The organism is Mesorhizobium sp. U510 (genome assembly GCF_059180695.1).
The window spans coordinates 2,122,420-2,143,900 of record NZ_CP180532.1; the positions used below are offsets into that span (position 1 = coordinate 2,122,420).

Annotated in this window: 12 protein-coding genes and 10 pseudogenes; 15 read left to right on the forward strand and 7 right to left on the reverse strand. The window is 59.2% G+C overall.

Going from position 1 to position 21,481, the window contains the following annotated elements; translation table 11 throughout:
- Positions 1–394 precede the first annotated feature (394 nt).
- From ltrA to ACLGL5_RS12130, 5 genes and pseudogenes are all read left to right on the forward strand, one after another.
- Positions 395–1,909, forward strand: coding sequence for a group II intron reverse transcriptase/maturase (gene ltrA, locus ACLGL5_RS12110; protein WP_069091120.1), 1,515 nt, complete (start codon positions 395–397; stop codon positions 1,907–1,909).
- Between the two features lie 133 nt (positions 1,910–2,042).
- Positions 2,043–2,207: pseudogene (locus ACLGL5_RS12115) on the forward strand (IS3 family transposase); the annotation flags it as partial.
- 57 nt (positions 2,208–2,264) lie between these two features.
- Positions 2,265–2,453: an IS3 family transposase gene (locus ACLGL5_RS12120; RefSeq protein WP_083246567.1), complete on the forward strand. Its 189-nt coding sequence runs from the start codon at positions 2,265–2,267 to the stop codon at positions 2,451–2,453.
- Positions 2,454–2,483: 30 nt separating this feature from the next.
- Positions 2,484–2,853 (forward strand): annotated as a pseudogene (locus ACLGL5_RS12125) (Ros/MucR family transcriptional regulator); the annotation flags it as partial.
- 173 nt (positions 2,854–3,026) lie between these two features.
- On the forward strand, positions 3,027–3,227 hold the full coding sequence (locus ACLGL5_RS12130; protein WP_069091121.1) for a hypothetical protein: 201 nt from the start codon (positions 3,027–3,029) through the stop codon (positions 3,225–3,227).
- Positions 3,228–3,513: 286 nt separating this feature from the next.
- On the opposite strand, the gene ACLGL5_RS12135 is transcribed toward ACLGL5_RS12130, so the two are convergent.
- Entirely contained in the window at positions 3,514–3,816 is a 303-nt protein-coding gene (locus ACLGL5_RS12135) for an Lrp/AsnC family transcriptional regulator (RefSeq protein ID WP_245307252.1), read from the reverse strand.
- A 306-nt stretch (positions 3,817–4,122) separates the two neighbouring features.
- Positions 4,123–4,365, reverse strand: a pseudogene (locus ACLGL5_RS12140) (integrase core domain-containing protein); the annotation flags it as partial.
- Between the two features lie 257 nt (positions 4,366–4,622).
- Here ACLGL5_RS12140 and ACLGL5_RS12145 point away from each other — a divergent pair.
- Positions 4,623–5,826: pseudogene (locus ACLGL5_RS12145) on the forward strand (IS110 family RNA-guided transposase).
- 95 nt (positions 5,827–5,921) lie between these two features.
- Here ACLGL5_RS12145 and ACLGL5_RS12150 read toward each other — a convergent pair.
- Positions 5,922–6,686, reverse strand: a pseudogene (locus ACLGL5_RS12150) (DDE-type integrase/transposase/recombinase); the annotation flags it as partial.
- 55 nt (positions 6,687–6,741) lie between these two features.
- Here ACLGL5_RS12150 and ACLGL5_RS12155 point away from each other — a divergent pair.
- A pseudogene (locus ACLGL5_RS12155) lies at positions 6,742–7,955 on the forward strand (IS5 family transposase); the annotation flags it as partial.
- 79 nt (positions 7,956–8,034) lie between these two features.
- Here ACLGL5_RS12155 and ACLGL5_RS12160 read toward each other — a convergent pair.
- Positions 8,035–8,963 (reverse strand): annotated as a pseudogene (locus ACLGL5_RS12160) (IS3 family transposase); the annotation flags it as partial.
- Positions 8,964–9,028: 65 nt separating this feature from the next.
- Here ACLGL5_RS12160 and ACLGL5_RS12165 point away from each other — a divergent pair.
- Positions 9,029–10,081 (forward strand): IS110 family RNA-guided transposase, encoded by a 1,053-nt coding sequence (locus tag ACLGL5_RS12165; RefSeq protein ID WP_069093289.1) that lies wholly within the window; start codon positions 9,029–9,031, stop codon positions 10,079–10,081.
- A gap of 237 nt (positions 10,082–10,318) precedes the next feature.
- Here the strand turns inward: ACLGL5_RS12165 and ACLGL5_RS12170 are convergent.
- A pseudogene (locus tag ACLGL5_RS12170) lies at positions 10,319–10,582 on the reverse strand (transposase); the annotation flags it as partial.
- Positions 10,583–10,855: 273 nt separating this feature from the next.
- Here ACLGL5_RS12170 and ACLGL5_RS12175 point away from each other — a divergent pair.
- Genes ACLGL5_RS12175 through ACLGL5_RS12185 form a run of 3 tightly spaced genes read left to right on the forward strand, consistent with a single transcriptional unit; the run spans position 10,856 to position 15,679 of the window.
- On the forward strand, positions 10,856–11,911 hold the full coding sequence (locus tag ACLGL5_RS12175) for a GHMP family kinase ATP-binding protein (RefSeq protein ID WP_069091122.1): 1,056 nt from the start codon (positions 10,856–10,858) through the stop codon (positions 11,909–11,911).
- Between the two features lie 10 nt (positions 11,912–11,921).
- Positions 11,922–12,980, forward strand: a complete 1,059-nt coding sequence (locus ACLGL5_RS12180) for a cysteine synthase family protein (protein ID WP_069091123.1) — start codon at positions 11,922–11,924, stop codon at positions 12,978–12,980.
- The gene (locus ACLGL5_RS12185; protein ID WP_494372911.1) at positions 12,977–15,679 is read left to right on the forward strand and encodes a lyase family protein; all 2,703 of its coding nucleotides are present in this window, start codon (positions 12,977–12,979) and stop codon (positions 15,677–15,679) included. Before ACLGL5_RS12180 ends, ACLGL5_RS12185 begins: the two co-directional genes overlap by 4 nt.
- A gap of 387 nt (positions 15,680–16,066) precedes the next feature.
- On the opposite strand, the pseudogene ACLGL5_RS12190 reads toward ACLGL5_RS12185, so the two are convergent.
- A pseudogene (locus ACLGL5_RS12190) lies at positions 16,067–16,472 on the reverse strand (hypothetical protein); the annotation flags it as partial.
- Between the two features lie 76 nt (positions 16,473–16,548).
- Here ACLGL5_RS12190 and tnpA point away from each other — a divergent pair.
- Positions 16,549–16,896, forward strand: a complete 348-nt coding sequence (tnpA, locus tag ACLGL5_RS12195; RefSeq protein WP_141700892.1) for an IS66-like element accessory protein TnpA — start codon at positions 16,549–16,551, stop codon at positions 16,894–16,896.
- 22 nt (positions 16,897–16,918) lie between these two features.
- Positions 16,919–17,074, forward strand: a complete 156-nt coding sequence (tnpB, locus tag ACLGL5_RS12200) for an IS66 family insertion sequence element accessory protein TnpB (RefSeq protein WP_069091125.1) — start codon at positions 16,919–16,921, stop codon at positions 17,072–17,074.
- A gap of 140 nt (positions 17,075–17,214) precedes the next feature.
- On the opposite strand, the gene ACLGL5_RS12205 is transcribed toward tnpB, so the two are convergent.
- Complete coding sequence (locus tag ACLGL5_RS12205; protein WP_245307046.1) at positions 17,215–18,162, reverse strand: tyrosine-type recombinase/integrase; 948 nt, start codon at positions 18,160–18,162, stop codon at positions 17,215–17,217.
- An 849-nt stretch (positions 18,163–19,011) separates the two neighbouring features.
- On the opposite strand from ACLGL5_RS12205, the gene ACLGL5_RS12210 reads away from it, so the two are divergent.
- Positions 19,012–19,770, forward strand: a complete 759-nt coding sequence (locus ACLGL5_RS12210) for a class I SAM-dependent methyltransferase (RefSeq protein ID WP_083246569.1) — start codon at positions 19,012–19,014, stop codon at positions 19,768–19,770.
- 312 nt (positions 19,771–20,082) lie between these two features.
- Positions 20,083–21,368, forward strand: a pseudogene (locus ACLGL5_RS12215) (IS256 family transposase).
- The last annotated feature ends 113 nt before the right edge of the window (positions 21,369–21,481 follow it).

The window sequence follows — 21,481 nt, forward strand, 5'->3', positions numbered from 1 at the left end:
GCTTAACAGGCGAAATGCTGATGAGGTCGCCGGAGACGTATGTCGGCGGCATCCGAATGTGGGCGTACATGTAGGTCGCCTGCAGGGAGCCATGGGAGAACACAGCCAGACCATGGCAGCGGCATCGACTTGCGGGACGCAAGGACAACGACTGCGACCGGCAACCTCCCCAGTGCGTGGAATGTCCAGCATATGAACGAGGGAAGGCATGATGGAATGCCCACGATGTTCTGCGTCGCAAGGGAGTTGACCCTGATGTCCATCATGCTGGCGGAGTTCCCGTAGTAGTCCGAGGCAGGGAAAGCCTGCCACATGGCGAAGGGGAACAGTTCAAATCTGCTTGGAGTGCAAATTACCTGACCAAACGAGGTGAAGACCTTTGATAATCAGCGAAATGCAGCACAAGCTCGCAACATGGGCTGAAAGCGATCCGAACCGGCGGTTCGATCGTCTTCTTCGGCTCATTGCCGATCGGGAATGGCTTGCCGAGGCCGCCCGGATCGTTCTGGCGTCAAGTGGCGCCCGGACGCCGGGCATTGACGGAATGGATAAGCGACGCATGCAGGCCGGACTGGATCGCCATCTGGCCGACCTGCGGGCGAACCTGCTGAAGGGCACCTATCGCCCGAAGCCGGTCAAGCGGATCTATATCCCGAAAGCCAATGGCAAGCTACGACCGCTGGGTATACCGACCCTGACAGACCGCATTGTCCAGCGCGCCATGCTGATGGCCATGGAGCCGATCTGGGAAAGCGACTTCCATCGCCTGTCCTATGGCTTCCGGCCGGAACGCAGCGTGCACCATGCCGTTCGTACCGTGAAGTTGCAGCTTCAGGATGGCACGGATACGGCGAGGGGCCGCTGGATCATCGAAGGTGATCTGGCAAGCTACTTCGACACCGTTCATCACCGGTTGCTTCTGCGATGCGTGCGACGACGGGTGCAGGACGGACGGTTTGTTGATCTACTCTGGCAAATCCTGAAGGCGGGCCACCTCGATCGTGGTCTGTTTATGGCGTCCAGCGAGGGTGTTCCGCAAGGCGGCGTGCTGTCGCCGCTCCTGTCCAACATCATGCTCCACGAGTTTGATGCTTGGCTGGAGGCGAAATACCTGAACCGGAAAGCCCGCAAGGATCGCTGGGCATGGAACTTCGGCATTCAGCAGGGACGCCCCATCACGGTTCGAGAGAACCGGCAATGGAAACCTGCGATTGCCTATTGTCGCTATGCCGATGACTTCGTCGTCATCGTCAAAGGGACGAAGGTCCATGCCGAGGAAATCCGCGAGGAGTGCCGGGTCTTTCTGGAAGACCGCCTGAAGCTGACGTTGAATATGGAAAAGACCCATATCACCCACGTCGATGACGGGTTCGTCTTTCTGGGGCATCGGATCATTCGCAAGCGAGGGTCGAACGGGCACATGTCCGTCGTCACGACGATACCCAAGGAAAAGGCCAAGGCGTTTGTTCGCAAACTGACCGAGACCCTTTCCGGCAATCATGATGTTGGCAAGGTCGACATGGTGGACCGCCTGAACCGCCAGCTGGCGGGATGGGCGGCCTTCTACAAGTTCACCGACTTCACAGCACGCACCTTCCGGCGCATCGACCACGTCGTGTTCTGGAAACTGGCGCACTGGCTGGCGCGAAAATATCGGTCACGCATCAAGCCCTTGATGCGGAGCTGGTATCGAGCGCCCGATGCGGGCAAGGCAAAAACCTGGCTCGTCTACGGACGAAGTGAACGCGGAAACCGTGTTGGCAAAGCGCTGCGCCGAATGGTGTCTAGTCCCAAGGCGCAGTTCCGATGGCGGAACCCGGAGATCAATCCATACATCTTCCGGAGCGAATCTCGCAGCACCGTCACCTCAAACTATCATGATGTTGCCATGGCCATGGGCCAAGATTGAATAGAGAGCCGTATGCGCTGAAAGGTGCACGTACGGTTCGGGGAGGAGAAGCGCAGCAGCGCTTCTTACTCCACTGGCTGCCGACGCGCTTCGTCTATGTCGCCATCATTCTTGATGCTGGTCGCGTCTCGTCGTCGGCGACGCCATTGGCCGGTCCATCGACGCGCGTTTGACAATCGCTGCCCTGCAAGCGGCAATTGCCGGAAGACAGCCGCCGCCTGGCTGCATTCATCATTCCGATCGCGGATCGCAATATGCGGCGGAAGCCTATCGAGACCTCCTGGCAATGCAGGGCTGATCGGTTCGATGGGACGCAAGGGCAATCCCTGTGACAACGCCAAGGCCGAGAGCTTCATTGAAGACGCTCAAGGTGGAGGCCGTTTACCCGATGGCGTTCGAAACGTTCGAGGAAGTCACCGAGCACCTTCCTCGCTTCATTGAGGAGGTCTACAACAAGCGAAGGCTACATTCGGCGCTGGGATTCCTCAGCCCGCAGCAATTTGAGGATCAACACATCCGGCAGACCGGTCAAAACGCCGCCTGATAGATGTCCGCCCCAAGGGGCGCACTCCACCCGGCGGGTGAACTCCCTGCCCTGATTGACCAGGTACACGCAGCACTGGACGGCCGGAGGCGTTTCGGCAGCAGAGCCGGAGGCTCTCAAGCCTGCTGCACCGATCAGGAAGTCGGTGAACCCGAACTATATCATCTGCCTGGATGACTGGAAGAAATTCAAATCGCTCAAGCGTCATCTATCGAGCCACTATGGGCTGACGCCGGATCAATATCGCGCCAAGTGGGGTCTGCCGGTGGATTATCCCATGGTCGCGCCGAATTACGCCTGGGCGCGCTCGGCCTGGGCCAAGACCATGGGTCTTGGCCGCAAACCGAAGGAGTCGGTAACGCCAGCTTCTGCCAAGACGCGGAAGAAGGCTGCAGCCTGACTTTATCTTCCGGGTTTGTTCTGGAGGCGCAGCCGCCGTCGGCATTTGCGCAGAAGCGAGAAGGCGGCAACAGCCCCGCCTTCCCTTGCAAATGTTATTGTTTCACAAGAAATTCGCGGCCGTCGAGCCACGTTCTCGCCCGCTCTGATCGAGCGGGTCAGCACATCCGGGACGTGGCGCGTGCTGCCGGCTCTTACACCGTCGAAACGCCGTTCGGCCACATGAAGGAAAGGGGATTCAGCATCCAAGGCGGCAGCGAAAGGCGGCCAATTGACTACTCCAACCCCGTTTTCGGGCGGCGCAACGATGCATTCTTGGCTCTGATCGCTGCCTCGGCGACCGGACTGGGCAGCGAGATTGTCGAGGGAGGGTGACGACCTCGCCGTGTTTTGTCGTAGGTCTCGAAGATGCGCCGGTTCTTTGGCGTGTCGACGACGAAAGGGGCGATAGGCCATGGCAGCGTATCCGGCGATAAGGTCTACCAGCCGTTGGCCCTTCGGTCAGCGACCGCGTAGGCGCGTCATCTCCGTAGTGCTTCCGATCTCGTCGATGAACACCCGCCGATGCAGTTCAAGCCGCACAGGTTCAGGTAGAAGTTAGAGACGCAACGGGCACTTCAAAAGCGGCTAGACCGATGACTTCAGCGAAATCCGCCAAAAGCTATACTGTGATCCTTGGCTCGAACTTGACAAGATCAAAATTGATCATGCTCTTAAATTTTCGCACGTTAGGGTCGTTATAGAGCGTCTTCTGGACGAAGACGTAAAATGCCTCGACGTCCTCGACAGTCACGATGAGGACGAAATCGACTTCGCCGGTAACCATATAGCATTGGGTGACCTCCTTGGCAGCGCACATCTCGCGCTTGAAGTGGTTGACAAGCTCCAGACGTTCACGGTCAAGCTCTACTGTCACAACAACGGTAAGCGATTTGCAAAAATCATTCGGATCGACGAGTGACATATCATCCACAATAACATCTTCTGCATGGAACTTGTTATCCGACGGATTCTCCGGATCGCGAGAACAGATGGTTCGACAAAGACTTCCGATTGTTCCTGCATAGCGCTTTTGGCATCCTTTTGTCTAGGTCGCCCGCCGTCCAATGCTGGCCATACCTCAAAATTTAATATTTACTTAGTAATTTTTAACAATTTTGAACGTTTCACACGCGGTATTCAGGATCCGCACATGATCAATATGCGCCTTCCGGCTCAACCAAAAATTGTCCGAAGTGCGTCTCCATGTTGGCGTGCCTTTGCACAGCGACTAGGTGTTCAGTCCCGAGGTCAAGTGGACCGGATCGATGCGGAAGCGATCTGGCTGTTTGGCCCATGCCGTGCAGATAGCTTCGTAAGGTGTAAGGCCATGAAGGGTCTTGAGCCGCCTGGCGAAGTTGTATCCATCGAGGAAGGCGGCAAGGTGATTTTCAAGTTGCCGGTGGGTCTTTTAGTGATATCGCCGGACGGTTGCCTCCTTCAGCGTCCGGTTCATCCGTTCGACTTGGCCGTTATCCGGTATGTGATCTGTGGTGCCCTTTCGTCCTGCTGTTCTTCTTTTGGACGGCCCTATGGTGAGCCCATCCGGGACGTGGGGCACCGGGAGCACGAAGGTGCAGGCAGGCCGTCAATAGACCGTGGGCTGAGAGCCCGAGCTCGTTACATGGCCGCCCCTCGCGACTTTCCCCGATGCGCTGCGAGCGCGGATCAGTAGATGTCGTGTTGCCCGCCAGCTCCCGTCTTTGACCGAGCCAAGAAGGAGGAACGGGCATGCGCATCATCGGACTGGATATCCATCGCGCCTTCGCCGAGGCGGTAGCTTGGGGGACGGCAGGCTCAGACGGCTGGGTCGTGTCGACATGCGGCGCGATCTGCTGGATGCCTTCGCCGCAAAGCTGTCGTTGGATGATGTCGTGGTGATCGAGGCGAAGGCAACGCGTCCTCGGCCGCCGCGGTTGTCGCGCCGCATGTGAAGAAAGTGGTGATCGCAAACCCGAAGCAGGTGCGCATCATCGCCTATGCCAAGATCAAGACGGACACGATCGATGCCAGCGTTCTGGCACAGCTCTATGCCAGCGGCTTCCTGCCGGAAGTCTGGATTCCGGATGAGCCGACCCAACCTATGCGTCGACAGGTGACACGGCGCAATCAAATTATCCGGCAGAGATCTCGATTGAAGAACATCATCCAGTCGATCCTTCATAGCCACCTGATCCCGTCCTGCCCGCATGCCGACCTGTGCGGAAATAAGGGCCGGTCATGGTTGAGCGAGCAGGTCGTACCGCAGGACGAGCGCCTCGCGATCGATCGGCATCTGCGCGAGTTCGACCGATTGGGCGAAGACCTCCAGGTCATCGAACGCGATCTTGCCCGCTCGGCTCACGCGGATGAAGGCGTGAAGCGGCTGATGGCCATTCCGGCGTCGACATGACCGTCGCGCTGGCGATGAAGGCGGCGATCGGCGACGTGTCGCGCTTCGACGATCCGCGGAAGCTCGTGAGCTATCTCGGGTTGAACCCAAGCGTCCGACAGTCCGGGCCAGGTCCGGCCTACCATGGCGGATCACCAAGCAGGGCCGTGGTCATGCGCGCGGCATGCTCGTCGAGGCGGCCTGGGCGGCCGCTCGTGCCCCCGGACCGTTGCGAGCCTTCTTCCTGCGCGTGCGAGCCCGGCGCGGACAGCATGTCGCGGCCGTGGCAACCGCACGCAAACTCTCTGTCGTGATCTGGCATCTGTTGATGAAGGGCGCGAGTTACGCGTGGGCTCGACCCTCCCTGCATGCCAAGAAGCTCCGCGATATGGAACTCAAGGCCGGGAGCAAGGCTGTGCGCGGCCGAACATCAAGAGCCACCGGGAAGAAGAGCGCCGCTGGGTGGAGCAGGCCGAGGGCGCCTATGCACGCTTCGTCGCCGGTTGGAACCCGCGAGGCCCGAGAAAGGCGCGCACGGATGCCGCAAACGAGGTGCGACGATAGAGGCTGCGCGGCAGGGCTCTCACCTCGGACCCTGCTCTTCGCCACGCGGTCGTCCGTGCGCGAAAAGAGAATAGCGCAGATTTATCAAAAAGGCTCTTGTCGATCACATCAGTGGTCCATGGATGCCTTGCCTTGGTCGTCCGGTGCACGATGTCGTTTGTGGCGCAAGCGTATTCGAACGCATGGGCCCAGAAGCGCTCGCCGTTTGCGATGGCCTCCTTGATCAATGACACGGCCGAACCGCCGGCGCCGGGCGTCGGGAACTGGATGCCGTTGTCGGTGAGCACGGTGTGGATCTTGTCGGGCATGGCCGCGATCAACCGCAGCAGAAAGTCTCTCGATACGGCGGTGGGGGCCTTCTCGTGCAACTCGACGAAGGCGAACTTCGAGGTGCGGTCGATGGCGACGAACATGTGCAGCTTGCCCTGCTCGGTCCGGACCTCGGCAATGTCGATGTGGAAGTAGCCGATCGGGTAGCTCTTGAAGGGCTGTTTGGCTGGCTTGCGCCAGCGACCTCGGGCAGGCGGCTGATACCGTGGCGCTGAAAGCAACGATGCAAGGACGACCGCGTCAGGTGCGGGACCGTCGCCTGCAGCGCATAGACACTCATCCAGAGGCAGCAGCGTATGCTTGCGGAAGGCGACTATCGCCGCTTCCTCCTCGGCAGTCAGAACGGTAGAGCATACGGTCTTCGGGCCCATTGGCGCATCATGGACGAAGGTCCGCTTGCGCCACCTGGCGACAGTTTTCCGATTTAGACCGTGCTGCGTGGCGAGTTCTTTGAGCGGAGCTTTCGATCGCCGTATCGCTGCTCGGATGGCGTGCGTGGTCGTGGCGCTGCCGTGGAGTATCTGTCCCATAGCTGATCCTTGAATGAAGGGTCAGCTTGACTGATTCCCCCACACTCTGGGACCAGACACTGTGCGGCTGGCGCAGGCGATCGACTGGCCTGTGCTGGAGGAGCGTTTCGGCGCGGGGCATGCCGCCGCTGCCGACCCGGCTGATGGCGGGGCTCGCGATCCTGAAGCACAGCTTCGGTCTGTCGGACGAGGAGCTCTGCGCCAGCTGGGTAGAGAACCCCTACTTCCAGCACCTGCGCGGCGAGGAGTTCTTCCGCCACGCACGGCCCTTCGACCGCTCGTCGATGACACGCTGGCCAACGCGTGAGCGAGGAGCGGATCGTCGGGAGAGCCTCGCGGTTGCGGTCAAGAGCGGGGCGATGAAGCCGGCTGACACGCGCCGGTTGATCGTCGACACGACCGTGCAGCCGAAGAACGTGATGTTCCCGACCGACGCCAAGCTCATTCGCTGGGCGCGCGAACGGCTGGAGCGCATGGGCAGACAGGTGGGTCCGGATTTGCGCCAGAGCTATGTGCGGGTCGGCAAGCTGGCGCCGATCAAGCACCAGCATTATGCGCACGCCAAGCAGTTGAAGCGGGCCAACAAGGCGCTGCGCAAGCTGAGACCTACCTCGGCCGGACTGTTCGCGACATCTCCCAGGTTGCCAGCGAAGAGCAGCTCGAGGAGATCTCCAAATGGCCGCTCTATCAGGCCTCGGCGGTTCTGGAGCAGAGGCAGCGCCAGCGCGGCCGCAAGATCTACAGCCTGCACGCTCACGAGGTCGAGTGCATCGGCAAGGGCAAGGCGCGTGCCCCTTACGAGTTCGGCGTCAAGGTCTCGCTGCTTACGTCGCTGCAGCGCTCTAAAGGCGGCCAGTTCGCCCTGCACGCGAAAGCGCTGCCGAGCAATCCTTTTGACGGCCACACCCTCGCAAGCGTCATCCCATCGAGAAGACCATCGGAAACGAGATCGGCCGCATCCTGCCGATGCAGGCCTATCGTGGCCACAATGCAGCCTACAGCCACAAGTTCAGGATCTTCACCGCCGGCCAGAAGCGCCGCGTCACACCGGCCATCAAGCGCCAGATGCGCCGCCGCTCGGCGATCGAGCCCGTCATTGGCCACATCAAGGCCGAGCACCGAATGGGACGCAACTACCTCGCTCGCGAGCAGGGTGACGCAGTCAACGCCATGTTAGCCGCCGCCGGCTACAACCTCTCGCTGCTGCTCACCTGGTTCAGGCAGCTTTTGTTGCTTCTCATCGCGGCGCTCAATTGCCTGACAAAACCTGTCCAGCCTGATCCGCTTATTAACGAACGACGAACGTCGCATCCACCGTCGTCATGCGCCCTGACGTTGCCCCCAGTTTCTATCCAGTTTTGAGTTCGTTTCCGGCGTGGGTTGTGCCGTGCTGGGCGGGTGAAGCGACGGGCGCTGGCGCGGAGCCTTTGGCATAGCGCAGCGCGAGCGACCGTCGCGGATTGAAGGTGCTGGCGAACTCGGCCGGTGTCTGCCAGGTGATTTGGGAGTGCGGCCGCGCAGTCCTCTAGTCGGCGCGCCACAGGGCGATGGCTACGCGCGCCTGAGCCAGCGAGGAAACAGCGTCTCGTTGAGCAGTTCATCGCGCAGTCGGCCGTTGAAGCTCTCGATGAAGCCATTCTGCATCGGCTTGCCGGGCGCAATGTAATGCCATTCGACGCGGTTCTGATCCGCCCAGGAGAGGATGGCGTTCGAGGTGAACTCGCTGCCATTGTCGCTGACGATCATCCTCGGCCGTCCGCGCTCGGTGATGAGCCGGTCCAATTCGCGGGCAACCCGCATGCCCGAGAGAGACGTATCAACGATGAGTTCCAGGCACTCTCTCGTGCAGTCGTCGACGACGGCCAGGATGCGGAAGCGGCGCCCGTCGGTCAGCTGGTCCGATACGAAGTCAAGCGACCAGCGCTCGTCGGGCCTCAGCGGCACCAGCATTGGCGCCCTGGTCCCGATCGCCCGCTTGCGGCCGCCACGGCGGCGAACGGCGAGCTTCTCCTCCCGATAGAGCCGAAACAGCTTCTTGTGGTTCACGACCAGGCCCTCCCGCCTCAGCATCACGAGAAGACGCCGGTAGCCGAACCGGCGACGCTCCTGCGCGATCGCCTTCATCCGCTCGCGAACCTCGCGGTCGTCCGGCCTGCTGGTCTCGTAGCGAACCGTCATGCGGCAACAGCCGATGGCTTTACACGCCCGCCGTTCGCTCATCCCGAAGCCTTCCTTCAGGCGGGCGACAGCTTTCCGCTTGGCCGCGGGCGTCACCATTAATGGGATGGTCCGCCCCGTCCTCCCGCAGCATCATCTGGGCAGTCACAACAAAGGAGGTTGCAATGTCCCCACGCAATGCGCCGCGCCCTGCGGCCGTCTATGGTGTCGATATCGGCAAGAACATCTTCCACGTCGTCGGCTTGGACAGCGACGGCGAGCCCGTCCAGCGAGTTCGCTTCCGACGCGATACGTTGATGAAGTTCTTTGAGCGGGCAGCGCCGGCAATCGTCGGGATGGAATCGTGCGCTGGATCGCAATGGATCGCCAGGAGACTTCAGGCACTGGGGCACAGGGTTCGCCTGATCCCAGCGCAGTTCGTGAAGCCATACGTCAAGTCGAACAAGAGCGACATCATCGATGCCGAAGCTATCGCCGAAGCAGCCACGCGGCCGACGATGCGATTTGCCGCGATCAAGAGCGAGGAGCAATCCGACCTCCAAGCTTTGCATCGGGTGCGCGACCAGATGATCGGCACGCGAACCCGTCTGATCAACCAGATGCGAGCATTCTGCCTGGAATACGGCATCGCATTGAGACAGGGCGCCGGACTGTTCAAGCTCGACTTGCCACTGGTTCTCGATGACCTTTCGAATGACCTCACGCCGGCAATGCGCAAACTGCTCGTGGACCTGTTCGCAGATCTGCGCCAGTTGGAGCAGCGCATCAACGACGTGACGAGGGAGATCGCAGCGATCGCAGACCGAGAAGATGTTGCCCGCCGGCTCATGACGATCCCCGGAATCGGAGCATTGGGAGCCACCGCGCTACTGGCGGCCGTCGGCACCGGATGCCAGTTCCAGAAGGCTCGCGACCTGGCCGCATGGCTGGGGCTGGTCCCTCGAGAATACTCGACCGGAGGCAAGCAGAAGCTACTCGGTATCAGCAAGCGCGGGAACCGCTACGTTCGCAAGCTGCTCGTTCATGGCGCGCGATCATGCTTCCGTCACCTGGATCGAACCCGGGATCGCCTGGGAAGCTGGCTTGACGGGTTGCAGAGCCGTATGCACCCGAACAAAGCTGTTGTCGCACTTGCCGCCAAGATGGCGCGCATTGTCTGGGTTGTCCTGACCAAGCCGGGAGCGCTCTACGAACGCAGGGACCCTGCTTTCGCCTGACGCTCCGGCTCGATTGCAAGGCTCGGGAATAGTGATGACGAAACAGTGGATCAGCATGCCGTAAGCCCTGTGCAAAAAAGCGGGCTTCGTGCCCGAACCATTTATTGGGAACGGCGTGCGCGGATCTCATCATGGCCTGGCTGCAACAGCAGCTCACTCGCGAGAGGCCGGATACATTTACGCAACTGGAATCGTCATCGGCGATGTCGCGAACCCTTGCACGGACGGGGCGGACCATACATTCTTTCCCACAAGATCCTTCAACGCGGCATTGTCGAGCATGGCGTCGGCCAGAAGCCGCTTCAGCCGCGTGTTTTCGTCCTCCAGCGCCTTCAGTCGCCGAGCCTCGGAGACATCCATCCCGCCGAAGCGGGCCTTCCAGTTGTAGATCGAGGCGTCGCTGACCCCGTGCTTGCGGCACAGATCGGCAACCGATACCCCGGCCTCGTGTTCCTTCAAAATTCCGATGATCTGCTCTGCAGAGAAGCGGCTACGTTTCATGTCCTGGTCCTCTCGATGGGCCAGAACGAACTTCAAACCGGATTAGATCATAGGGGCAAGGTCAGCCCCGTCAAAACAGTGTAACAGATCTTACATGTAACTTCACAGAATCTTTGCCCCCGCTAATCGTGACAAATGGTACGTTCACTCCAACTCGGGGTTTAGGCAGCCGGCACCCGTTACTTACTAGACTGAAACAGGATCCGTGCTCTGATGGTCCAAGCCTCGTGCCCTGGCAGCAAATCACACATCAGCGCACCTAAGGAAAGTGACATGCCGACCCAGCATTCCACCAGTTCCATCGAGCCTGCAGGAGGAATGGCGAGCAGCACAACTAGAGAGCTTATAGAAGCGGCCGCCGATGGAGTTTGGCGGCCATACATGTTTCACCAGGCGTTCGGCGGCGCAGATGCGGCAGAGATTATCGCCGAGGACGGGCCGCAGCCAGGGAATAATTGTGGCCACGGCGACGCTCTTTGTTGCGGCACATTCGGCGAGTTGCTGCAAGGCCAGTTACCGGTCGGCTCGGTTTCCCGAGACCCTCATTTCTTGGTCACGATGCCCATCGCGCTCTTTGCGCGTGCTCACTTCGTGCCGATCGCGGGCACACGATCCGTAACCGTTTATCCGTCACGTAAAGTCAAAGCAAAACGACTGGCTGAGAATCTCGTGATTGCGCTCGGCGCCTCGGGAGGAATCCTCTTTTTGGAATCTGAGCTCCCGGAAGGCAAAGGGTTGGCGAGTTCGTCTGCGGATCTCGTTGCGACCGCACGGTCAATCGCCTGCAGCTTCAAGCGTAGAGTCCGAACATCATTGATCGAGAAGCTAATGGCGGAGATCGAGCCATCCGACGGGGTAATGTACCCAGGAGTGGTCGCATATCAGCAGCGAGCATGTAGCCTTCTCTCGTTCCTGGGGCAAATGCCGCCGCTTGCAATCGTTGGTATCGACGAAGGAGGAACGGTCGAAACCGTCGACTATGATCAACGGCGAGGTGAAATCTCCGCCAGTCACAGAGCAGAATATCACCAATTATTCGACCATGCGCGAATAGCAATTCCGCTGGGTGACACCGCAACCATAGGCAGAATAGCTACGGCCAGCGCGCTCCTGCATCAGGAGCGGGTTCCAAAGGAGCATCTGACCTCGATGCTGAAAGCATCCGAGGCCACTGACGCTCTCGGGGTCATAGTCGCGCACAGCGGCACAATGATTGGAATCCTGCTTGATCGAATGGCGGCTGACTTTCCATGGAAGCTTCGGTCCGTGCTCTCCCATGTATCGGCGTTCGACAACTCGCCAAAAATATATCTGACCATGACTGGCTGAGGTAAGCAATATGGACGCTGATCGCAAATGCCTGCCATTCTCCGGCTATTCTGATGCCTATGCTCTTCCCAGCATCATTAGATGTGAGACAAACCTTTATCTTGCGCAGTTCGCGTTCATGAAGCTTCTCCCTGCAAAGTACATCATTGAGAAAGCACTGGCTCGAGGGACTTTGACGCACGGCATGAAAGTTCTCGAGACCTCGAGCGGAACGTTCGCGCTGGGTTTGGCCGTAGTTTGCCGGGAACATGGATTCCAGCTCGAAATCTTCACAGACCCAGTGATGGACAAAGGCCTCGAAAACAGGTTGATCTCCTTGGGAGCCAAAGTCTTCATAATAACTGAAAAGGCGAAGCAGGGTGGCTATCAAAGAAGCCGCCTCGACGCATTACACGCCAGGATGAGACAGTTGGGCCACTCCTGTTTTTGGCCCCGGCAATATGAAACACCCGACAACCCCGCAGCCTATGAGCTCTTCGCCGATCAGATATCGGGGATGTTGGACGCCGACGTAAATTTGGTCGGTTCTGTGGGGTCAGGCGGTTCTACTTGCGGAACGATAGAGCGCCTCCGCCAAAAAGCCCTTGGCGCGCGCCTGATTGGAGTTGACACGTTTAACAGTGTCATCTTTGGCCAACAGGATGGCGAACGGAAACTGCGGGGCCTGGGGAACAGTCTTGTCCCCAAGAACGTGAAGCATGAACTGTATGACGAGGTGCATCTCATCTCAGCTCCGCTCGCATTTGCTGCAACGCGAACCCTCCACGAGCGGCACGCCGTTTTCGCCGGTCCGACCTCCGGAGCGAGTTACATCGTGGGGCGCTGGCGAGCTCGGAAGCATCCAGAAGAAACCGTAGTCGTAATATGCCCCGATGAAGGTCACCGCTACGTCGAAGCCGTTTACGACCGCCAATGGCTGAAGCAGCACGGATGTCTACATGAAGGTGTTCTGCTGAACAGGCCGGCAACCGAAAATCACCCTTCGACCGCTCTCCCGCCATGGAACCGATATCTCTGGAAGCGGAGAAGCCGGGAAGCTGTCCTAAACGTTCTGGAGGACGCGTCATGATGAACCGAGGTAGCTTCCTTTTTGTGGAGAGCAACACAACGGGCACTGGCGAACTGTTGGTGAAGCGAGCCCGAGCCCTGGGCTTTGAGCCCTATCTCGTTACGCGCAATCCTGCGCGCTATCCGTTTCTTAAGGACTCGGTCGCTCAAGTGATCGAAGCTGAGACCCGCAGCCCGAATGAACTCATCGGGGTCGCTACCAAATTAAGTAGGCTGGCAGGTATATACTCGTCGTCGGAGTATTTTGTGGAAGCAGCGTCACGTGTCGCTACGGCGATAGGGCTGCCAGCAGCGAATCCGGAGGCTATAGCCACATGCCGCAACAAATGGAAGCAAGCGGCCGAGTTGCGGCGACAATCAATCACGATCCCTGAAACAGGGCTGGCCACTTCGGTCAGCGATGTCGAGAAGATTCTTGCCCAAGCTACTCTGCCGGTGGTCGTCAAACCGGTGTCCGGCAGTGGTAGTAGCGGCGTGAGGTTGTGCGATAGTGCCGCAGCCGCCATCAAGGCGTTTGAGAGCGCAAGGGGCGCACTGCTCGATCAAGTAGATCTGCCCAGTCCCGACATCCTCATCCAGCAATATGTCGAGGGTAAGGAATACTCTGCAGAGATAATTGCGTACGATGGGACGCTGCATTGTCTTGGAATTCTTGCCAAGCACAAAGGGCCGGCTCCCTGCTTCGTCGAGGTAGGGCATGACTTTCCGGCCCCGCTACCGGAGCCATCCCGCCAGGAATTGGCTTCTTTTGCCGCAGGTGCGGTGTCGGCTCTGGGCCTGAATTTCGGACCGGCTCATGTGGAGTTCGTGATAACGCGGTCGGGGCCTGTCATCATCGAGGTCAACCCCAGGCTGGCTGGAGGGATGATTCCGGTCATGCTCACGCACGCCTTGGGCACATCAATCCTTGACATGGTGATTGAACTTTACGCGGGAGAAGGGTTCACGCCTCCACGTGCGAGAGCAAGGGCGGGAGCCATTCGTTTCCAACTCGTTCATAGATCCGGCAAGCTCAAACGCCTGGGCTTTTCTCGAAATCCAGAGCCTACAGTGCCTGAAGCAGGTCTTCTGAAATCTGAGGGGGAGGAAGTTCAAACAAATGGCGACTTCAGAGACCGGGTAGGCTACGCCATAGGCGTCGCTGATGAACTAAATGCCGCCGTCGCGGCAGCGCAACGGATGATCAATTCCATCGTAATCGAAATCGAGACAGCTTCCGACGAAACGGCCAACACGCAAGTCACTGGGTTAAGCGAGGGCTGGTGGAACCTACATCCCGAAGCGATGAAGTTGCTCGCTCCACCTATCGAAATCTCGCGCGACGGTCGCCTTCTGCAGTATCAAGCGACTATAGACGAGGCACATCTGGTGATGCTCGCCGACCAGGGCTTGATCAGCCAGGCAGCTGCCGCTGATCTCCTCAAGTATATCTTGGACCTCCAGGACGAGGGCTTTCAGTCCTTGGAGGGTCGCGAGGCTCCGCGTGGCCTCTATCTTGCTTATGAGGCCGAACTTGCCGCCAGAGCTGGCCCGGAAAGGGCCGGCTGGCTGCACCTCTCTAGGTCCCGCAACGACTTGAACGCGACCATCTCTCTCCTGGGCCTTCGGGAGGCCGCGTGTTCCATCTCCCAGCAGATCGGAATTGCACAAGACGCCCTGCTTCAGCGAGCGGAAGAGGCATCGAGACTGGTGGCTCCGCTGTACAGTCAATACCAGATCGCACTCCCCGGATCCCCAGGGCACTACTTGCTTGGCGTCTTCTTTGCTCTCGGGCGCGAGCGCCAGCGCCTCCATTGCCTGCTGGAAGACATCAGGAACTGCCCTATGGGCGCCGGGGCCGGCGGAGGCACCAGCGTTCCTATCGATCCCTTGAAGACCGCGAATCTTTTGGGATTCGAACTGCCTTCCTTCAACTCTCTTGATGCGGTCGCGAGCCGTGACCATCACCTACAAGGGCTTTCAGTCTTCGCTGGCGTTTCAATCCTGCTCAGTCGTGTGGCCCAGGATCTGCAGGTCTGGACCACTCGTGAGTTTGCTCTTATCGACATGCCTCGAAATCTTGCCGGAGGCTCGTCCATGCTGCCGCAAAAGAAGAACCCGTTCCTACTTGAACACATCAAGGGGTCGGCAAGCACCGTAATTGGCGCATACGTTTCCGCGGCAACAGCTACCTGCAAAGCACCTTTCAGCAACTCGATTGAAGCAAGCAACTACGGCTGCTTTCCTCTCAGGCTTTCAGAGGAGGCCCTGAAGAGGGCCATCACCCTCACATCACTCATCGTGAAATACATGTCGTTCAACGTGAAGTCTATGCGCGAACATCTCGAAGACGGGTCGTCAATGACGGCCGTAGCCGCCGAACGGATGACGTCGCGAGGCATCCCTTTCAGGAAGGCCCACACACAAATTGGCGAGATCGCCCAGCGCCTGTCTCAGGATAGCGGCGTCGCGCAGCGCCGAAGCGAGCTTGCCAGCCAACTCGGTGATGTGTTGCCGGCAAGTCTTGAAGAATGCAGGGATGCTCTGCAGTTCGGAGGAGGACCCGGAAAACGATCAACCGACGACCAGCTTTCCGTAGCAAAAACGCTTTTTCGGGACATGCAGTTGAAATGCGCCGAGATATCCGAACGCTGGGCGCACGCTGAGGCGCACTGCAAAGCGAGGGTGAAAGGACTCATCGATAAACACCGATCCACTTGAAAAGTGACGTCTGTGGCCAAAATCTGACGGGTTCTCGGAACCGGACAGGGCTTGCGGAGCGGTCAGCCCCTGCCGCCAGGTTTGAAGCTCAAGGGCATGAACGCTTCGATCTCGGATACTGGCCACCCTTAATGCGGGTCAAGGTCTGTGAAATCTCAATCCGCGTAGGCATCAGTCGGGCCTCGGCCCCGCACATCATGACCGGATCAGCAAGATCGGACGCAGCCACGCTTGCGCGATGCCGGGTGAAAGCCGCTTGGACAGCCGCCAAGGCGGCGGGACCGTTGCAGCGCGCTTCGTCCCTATCCGGGCCAAGGCGCCGACCATCGGGTTGCCGACGTCGCTGTAGCGCGCACGACGGTGCGGCACAGTCGGACACCGTTGCTAGCCGATCTTCGCGGCAGCGCTTTCCACCTCCGTCGCATCCGATGCCAAACGATAAGCAGGCATTGGAACGCCAGTCTGCGTAAGGAACTGACGTTGATCGCATTTGTCGCAGCATCGTTCAGAGGATTTGCGGTTCGGTCCCCGTAGACCGAAATGTCGGCAGAGCTTGCCAACTGTCGCATAGACCGACTCGTCGAGGCCCGTAAATCCAAAATTCCAGCAATGTCATAGGTAGCACGTAGCCGGGAAACTTCGTGGCTCAGCGCATCGAGATTGTCTGTATCGACACGGACTGCCTCAAACCCTCCACCGCAAGATAGTTGTAACGAGCTGGATCAGCCGTAAGCGCTGTTGTGGGGCCACCTTTCGGGAGTGGTCGCGATCTGTGAGGTTGCCGATCCTGTATTGGGATCGGAGATCGGCTTGTGTCTGGACTTGACCTTACGCTTGACCCGGAGCGGCAGCTTCGGCGTTTCGAGGTGATGGGTGCTGGCGGCCGGCGTCACTGGTCGATGGATGACAAGGCGCGGATCGTCGCGGAGACGCTGGAGCCGAACGCAATCATTTCCGAAGTCGCCCGTCGGTATGGCCTTAGGCCGCAGCAAGTCTTCGCCTGGCGCCGCGAAGCGCGCAAACATGCTGCTTCGGCGCAGCAAGAGTCTCCTGCCTTTGTGCCGGCGGTTGTGGCGGCGGCGGAACCTGTAGCGAGCCGTTCACCGAAGCAGCGGAAACGGCAAGCCACTCGAGATGCCGGCCTGATCGAGCTTGAGATCGACGGCATCGCGATGCGCGTCGGCGGGGCGCCGATACCAAGACGGTGGCCGCAGTGATCCGCGCGCTGAAGGCGACGTCGTGATCGGGCCGACGGGTGCGGTCAAGGTCATGGTGGCGACGAAGCCCGTCGACTTCCGCAAGGGCGCGGAGGGATTGGCGGCGCTGGTGCGAGAGACGATGGGGACCGATCCGTTCTTATGCATCGGGCGAGTTTATGTGGCGGAGCCGCTCTGACCCCTTTCGAGCCGACCAAACCCAGATTGCTTCCGCCACATAATATTCAGATGGAGTTCAGCAGTTGCAGAACGGAGTCATTTGGTCGGAAACGCACGCCGTGATCGCCGGTGACGCTCCCTTCTCGAGTCCATTGCGCATCATCTCGACATCCGCTGCGGCATAGCGGTGGGTCGTGGCGACCTGGCGTGCCCGAGCCAGGCTTGGATCGTCAAAAGGTCCACGCCGGACTGGAGAAGCTTCATGGCGAGGGAGTGCCGGAAGATGTGCGGCGATATGGGCTTGTCGGCCAAGGCCGGCCTGGTAGGCACGGCCTCGGTGGCCGCACGCCGCACGAGATGGGTCGCTCCGAAACGAGTCAGGCGCTCGTTGCGGGCGCCGATAAATATCGGTCGCGGCTCGTGATGGCCGATCCCGCGCTCGCTCAACAAGGATGTCAGCGCCCGACCCAGGTCCTTAGCAATGGGGACGACGCGGTCTCTGCGCCCTTTGCCGCGCAGCAGCACTTGTGGGTGCGGCCGCTTCAACTGAAGGTCGTTTGCGTTGACGCCGGTGGCTTCGGAGACCCGGGCGCCGGTCCGTGCCAGGAAGAGCAGAAAGGCTCGGTCGCGCCGACCACGGGACGTCTTTGGATCGGGCGCCGCGATGAGGGCGTCCACTTCGGCCTTGGTGAGGTGGTGCGTCACCTCAATGTGAGCCCGTTTTATTGGAATCGTCAGGACGCGTTGGGCGACACCGAAGGACGCCGGGTCAGCGGCTGCTACGTGCTGGAAGAAGGATCGGATGGCCGCTAGTCGGGCGTTGCGCGTCGTGACGGAATTGTTCCGCTTCTCCTCGAGTTCGTCGAGGTAAGCGAGAACGAGGTCTCGATCAAGCTCTTCGAACGCCAACGCCGCCGGCTTCTTCCGCAATCGGGCGGCGGCAAAGAGGATCAGCATGCCCAAGGCGTCCTGATAGCTGGCCACGGTCGCGGGAGTCGCGTTCCGCTGCTTGGTCAGGCGCCGGCGGAAATAGGACTCCACCTTCGGTCGAGCGCGCAGGACGTAGTCGGCGAGCGCGGCGCCAGTCTCCTCGAGCAGCGGCGCCACCGTTATCAGGGATCGTTGCTCGCAAAGAGTCTGTGAATTTGAAAGCATTGTTGCAACGTCTTCGACGCCGGGGGTGTGGCACGGGGCGTCTCGACAAATTTCGGAGTGTTGGCGTGCTCAAAGGACGTCGGTTTTAGTCAAATCCTGGCTTTGCATGCGCCACTATCTGGTCCTTGCCAATGCGCGTAGGAGCGTAGGACTCTAGGGCTCTGCACAGCGATCATGACTCTTTGACGGTTGGCTTTGGAAAGGCCTAGGCTACCTTGAGGCTCACCTGCTAGGTCGAAAATATCCAATTGATCGAGGATCCCTCGATTTTGGCGAAGGTGCGGACGCTCTCACTGATCGCGACGTGCAGGGACTATCAGATCCCAGGGGCGGGTGGATAGCGGCCTTCTTTGGCAGAGTGCAGTTGTTCACGAACAAACTCGAGTGGCGAGCGCATCCGGGTGGGTGCTCGACGACCTGTCGACCCACACGCCCGCCGCGCTCCACCAAACCCTACCAAAGTCAGAAGGGCGCCGCATTTTCACAAGGCTGGAGTTTCCATTACATCACATGCACGCCAGTTGGCTCAACATGGCCGACATTGAAGTCTGCGTCACAAGTGGATATTCTCCACCGACGAAGCCGGCATGAAGTTGGCCAGATCCTATCCAAAATGAACCGTCAAAGAGTCATGATCGCTGTGGAGAGCCAAGTGGGCGCCGCGAAAGGCAAGTTAGCGACTATTACAAAAAGTTCAAAATAGAAACAAAATATTCACAATTATCTCCTTTTAAATATCTATGACCTATGCCATTAATGTCGACTGCAGTAGATAGTACTTATTGAACGCGAGAAGTAAATATGGAAAACAACGAAAATAATCCACTTTCTTCAGGAGAACTTGAGCGATACTTCAGTGAAGACTACCTCCATTTTAGCGATGCTGTAAAACCTCCAGAGGAAAGTGACCGAGAAGCAGAGGCAATTTGGAACCTTCTTTCACTAGGGCAAGGCAACCAAGTTCTTGAACTGGGATGTGGTCATGGGCGGATTACCAACCGATTGGCGGAAAAAGGGGCGCGAGTAACCGGACTTGATATCTCGCCTACCTTGCTAAAAAAAGCCGAAGCGGATGCGGCTGAACGCCGAGTGAATGTTGAGTATGTTCCTGGCGATATGCGCTCACTCCCGTGGCGAGATCGTTTTGACGCCGCTCTTCTGTGGTTCACGAGTTTTGGCTATTTCGATGACGCTGAGAACGAGAGAGTTCTTTATGAAGCCGCTTGTTCACTTCGAAAGGGCGGACGTCTGCTGATCGATCACCTCAATCGCTTCGCTTGGCTGCGCGAAAAGCCTGCCTGCTTCGTTGTGCAGCGCGAGAACGATGTAAGGATCGACATAGTGGACACCGACGCACTGACGGATCGTATAAACTGGAAGAGGATTGTCGTCCGCGATGGATGCGTTAGACGAATGCGCTTTTCTTTCAGACTTTATGGGTTTCCCGAATATGTTCGTATGTTGCGAGACGCGGGATTCGATGCTGTTGAAGCCTATGGGCAGGATGGCGGAGCGTTCACACCTTATGGCCCGCGCATCGTTGTTGTAGCGCACAAGTAAAAGGCCCGTCGATGGCGATTTGGGTACTGATGCCGACCTGATCGCCGGCTAGTCCGAATAGTGAGTTGCGAACGGACACCCGCGAAGCGGAACGAAGTTATGGCGCAAGTAAAAGGCGCAGTCGATGGTCTTCGGCCCGGTAAACGTCGATCAGGCAATCAAACAAATTGTATGTTCATTTCCCGCATTGATGAGGCTACGGCAGCATCTTCCTGCAACATTTGCGGGTGAGGCATAGGGCAGAGAAATTCGCCCGGGGACTGTCAGGAATTTCGTGTGCGGACAGGCATAGTGGTGAAAAGGAGTCCCAGTATGTCCCGACGCAAAGAGCCTGCAATCCCGGCTGAACTACTCGATCAACTTCTGGCTGGTGGCGATGCGGCCGCTGCGCTGGATCAAGGCGGCTTGCTCGACGCCTTGAAGAAGGCGCTGGCTGAACGTGCCCTTAATGCCGAAATGGATCATCACCTGGGTGACGACGCCGAGGTGGATAACAGCCGGAATGGCTATGGCCGCAAGACGGTGGTGACCGACACGGGCAAGATCGACATCGATTTGCCGCGCGACCGGCAAAGCAGGTTCGACCCGCAGCTGATCGCCAAATATCAGCGCCGCTTCCCTGGCTTTGATGACAAAATCGTGTCGATGTACGCGCGTGGCATGAGCACGCGCGAGATCACCGGCCACCTGCGAGAGCTGTACGGCATCGACGTCTCGCCGGACCTGATATCGACGGTCACCGATGCGGTGCTCGAGGAGGTTGCCGCCTGGCAGACCCGGCCGCTCGACCGGGCCTATCCGCTGGTGTTCTTCGACGCGATCCGGGTGAAGATCCGCGACGGGGGCTGGTCCGCTCCAAGGCGATCCATATCGCGCTCGGCGTGCGCGCCGATGGCGGCAAGGAGGTGCTCGGCCTGTGGGTCGAGCAGAACGAAGGCGCCAAGTTCTGGCTCCGGGTCATGAACGAACTCAGAAACCAGGGCACCGAGGATATCATGCTAGCCGTCGTTGATGGCCTCAAGGGCTTCCCTGACGCCATCACCGCGTTGTCCCCGACGCGATCGTCCAGACCTGCATCGTCCACCTGGCTGAGGAACTCGATGGACTTCGTATCATGGAAGGACCGCAAAGCCGCTCGTTGCCGCGCTCAAGGGCATTTATCGTGCCGTCGATGCCAAGGCCGCCGAGCAGGCGCTGACGGCGTTCGAAGCCAGCGAGTGGGGCCAGCGTTATCCCGCCATCGGCAGAGCTGGCGGCGCGCGTGGAACGAAGTGATCCCCTTCTTTGCCTTCCCCGAAGCGGTTCGCCGGATCATCTACACCACCAACGCCATCGAGGCGCTGAACTCGAAACTCAGAAGAGCCATCAGAGCCAGGGGACACTTCCCCAGCGACGAGGCCGCGACCAAGCTGCTCTATCTGATCTTGAACCGCTCCGAGAAAGAGTGGAAAATGCCGCCACGTGAGTGGGCCATGGCAAAGGCTCAGTTCGCCCTCATCTTCGGCGAACGCTTCATCAAGGCCATGGTGGCGCAATGTTCAACCGCCTGTCCGCACACGAAATTCCTGACAGTCCCGTTCGCCCGCCCGCTCTGCTAGGGCGAAAGCCGAATGGCTACGCTACTTGACCACGACCTTCTCTGCGAACCGTATCCGGTTGAAGACACTACTGTTCGGAACTCGACACAATGATGCGCAAGCAATCCACCGTT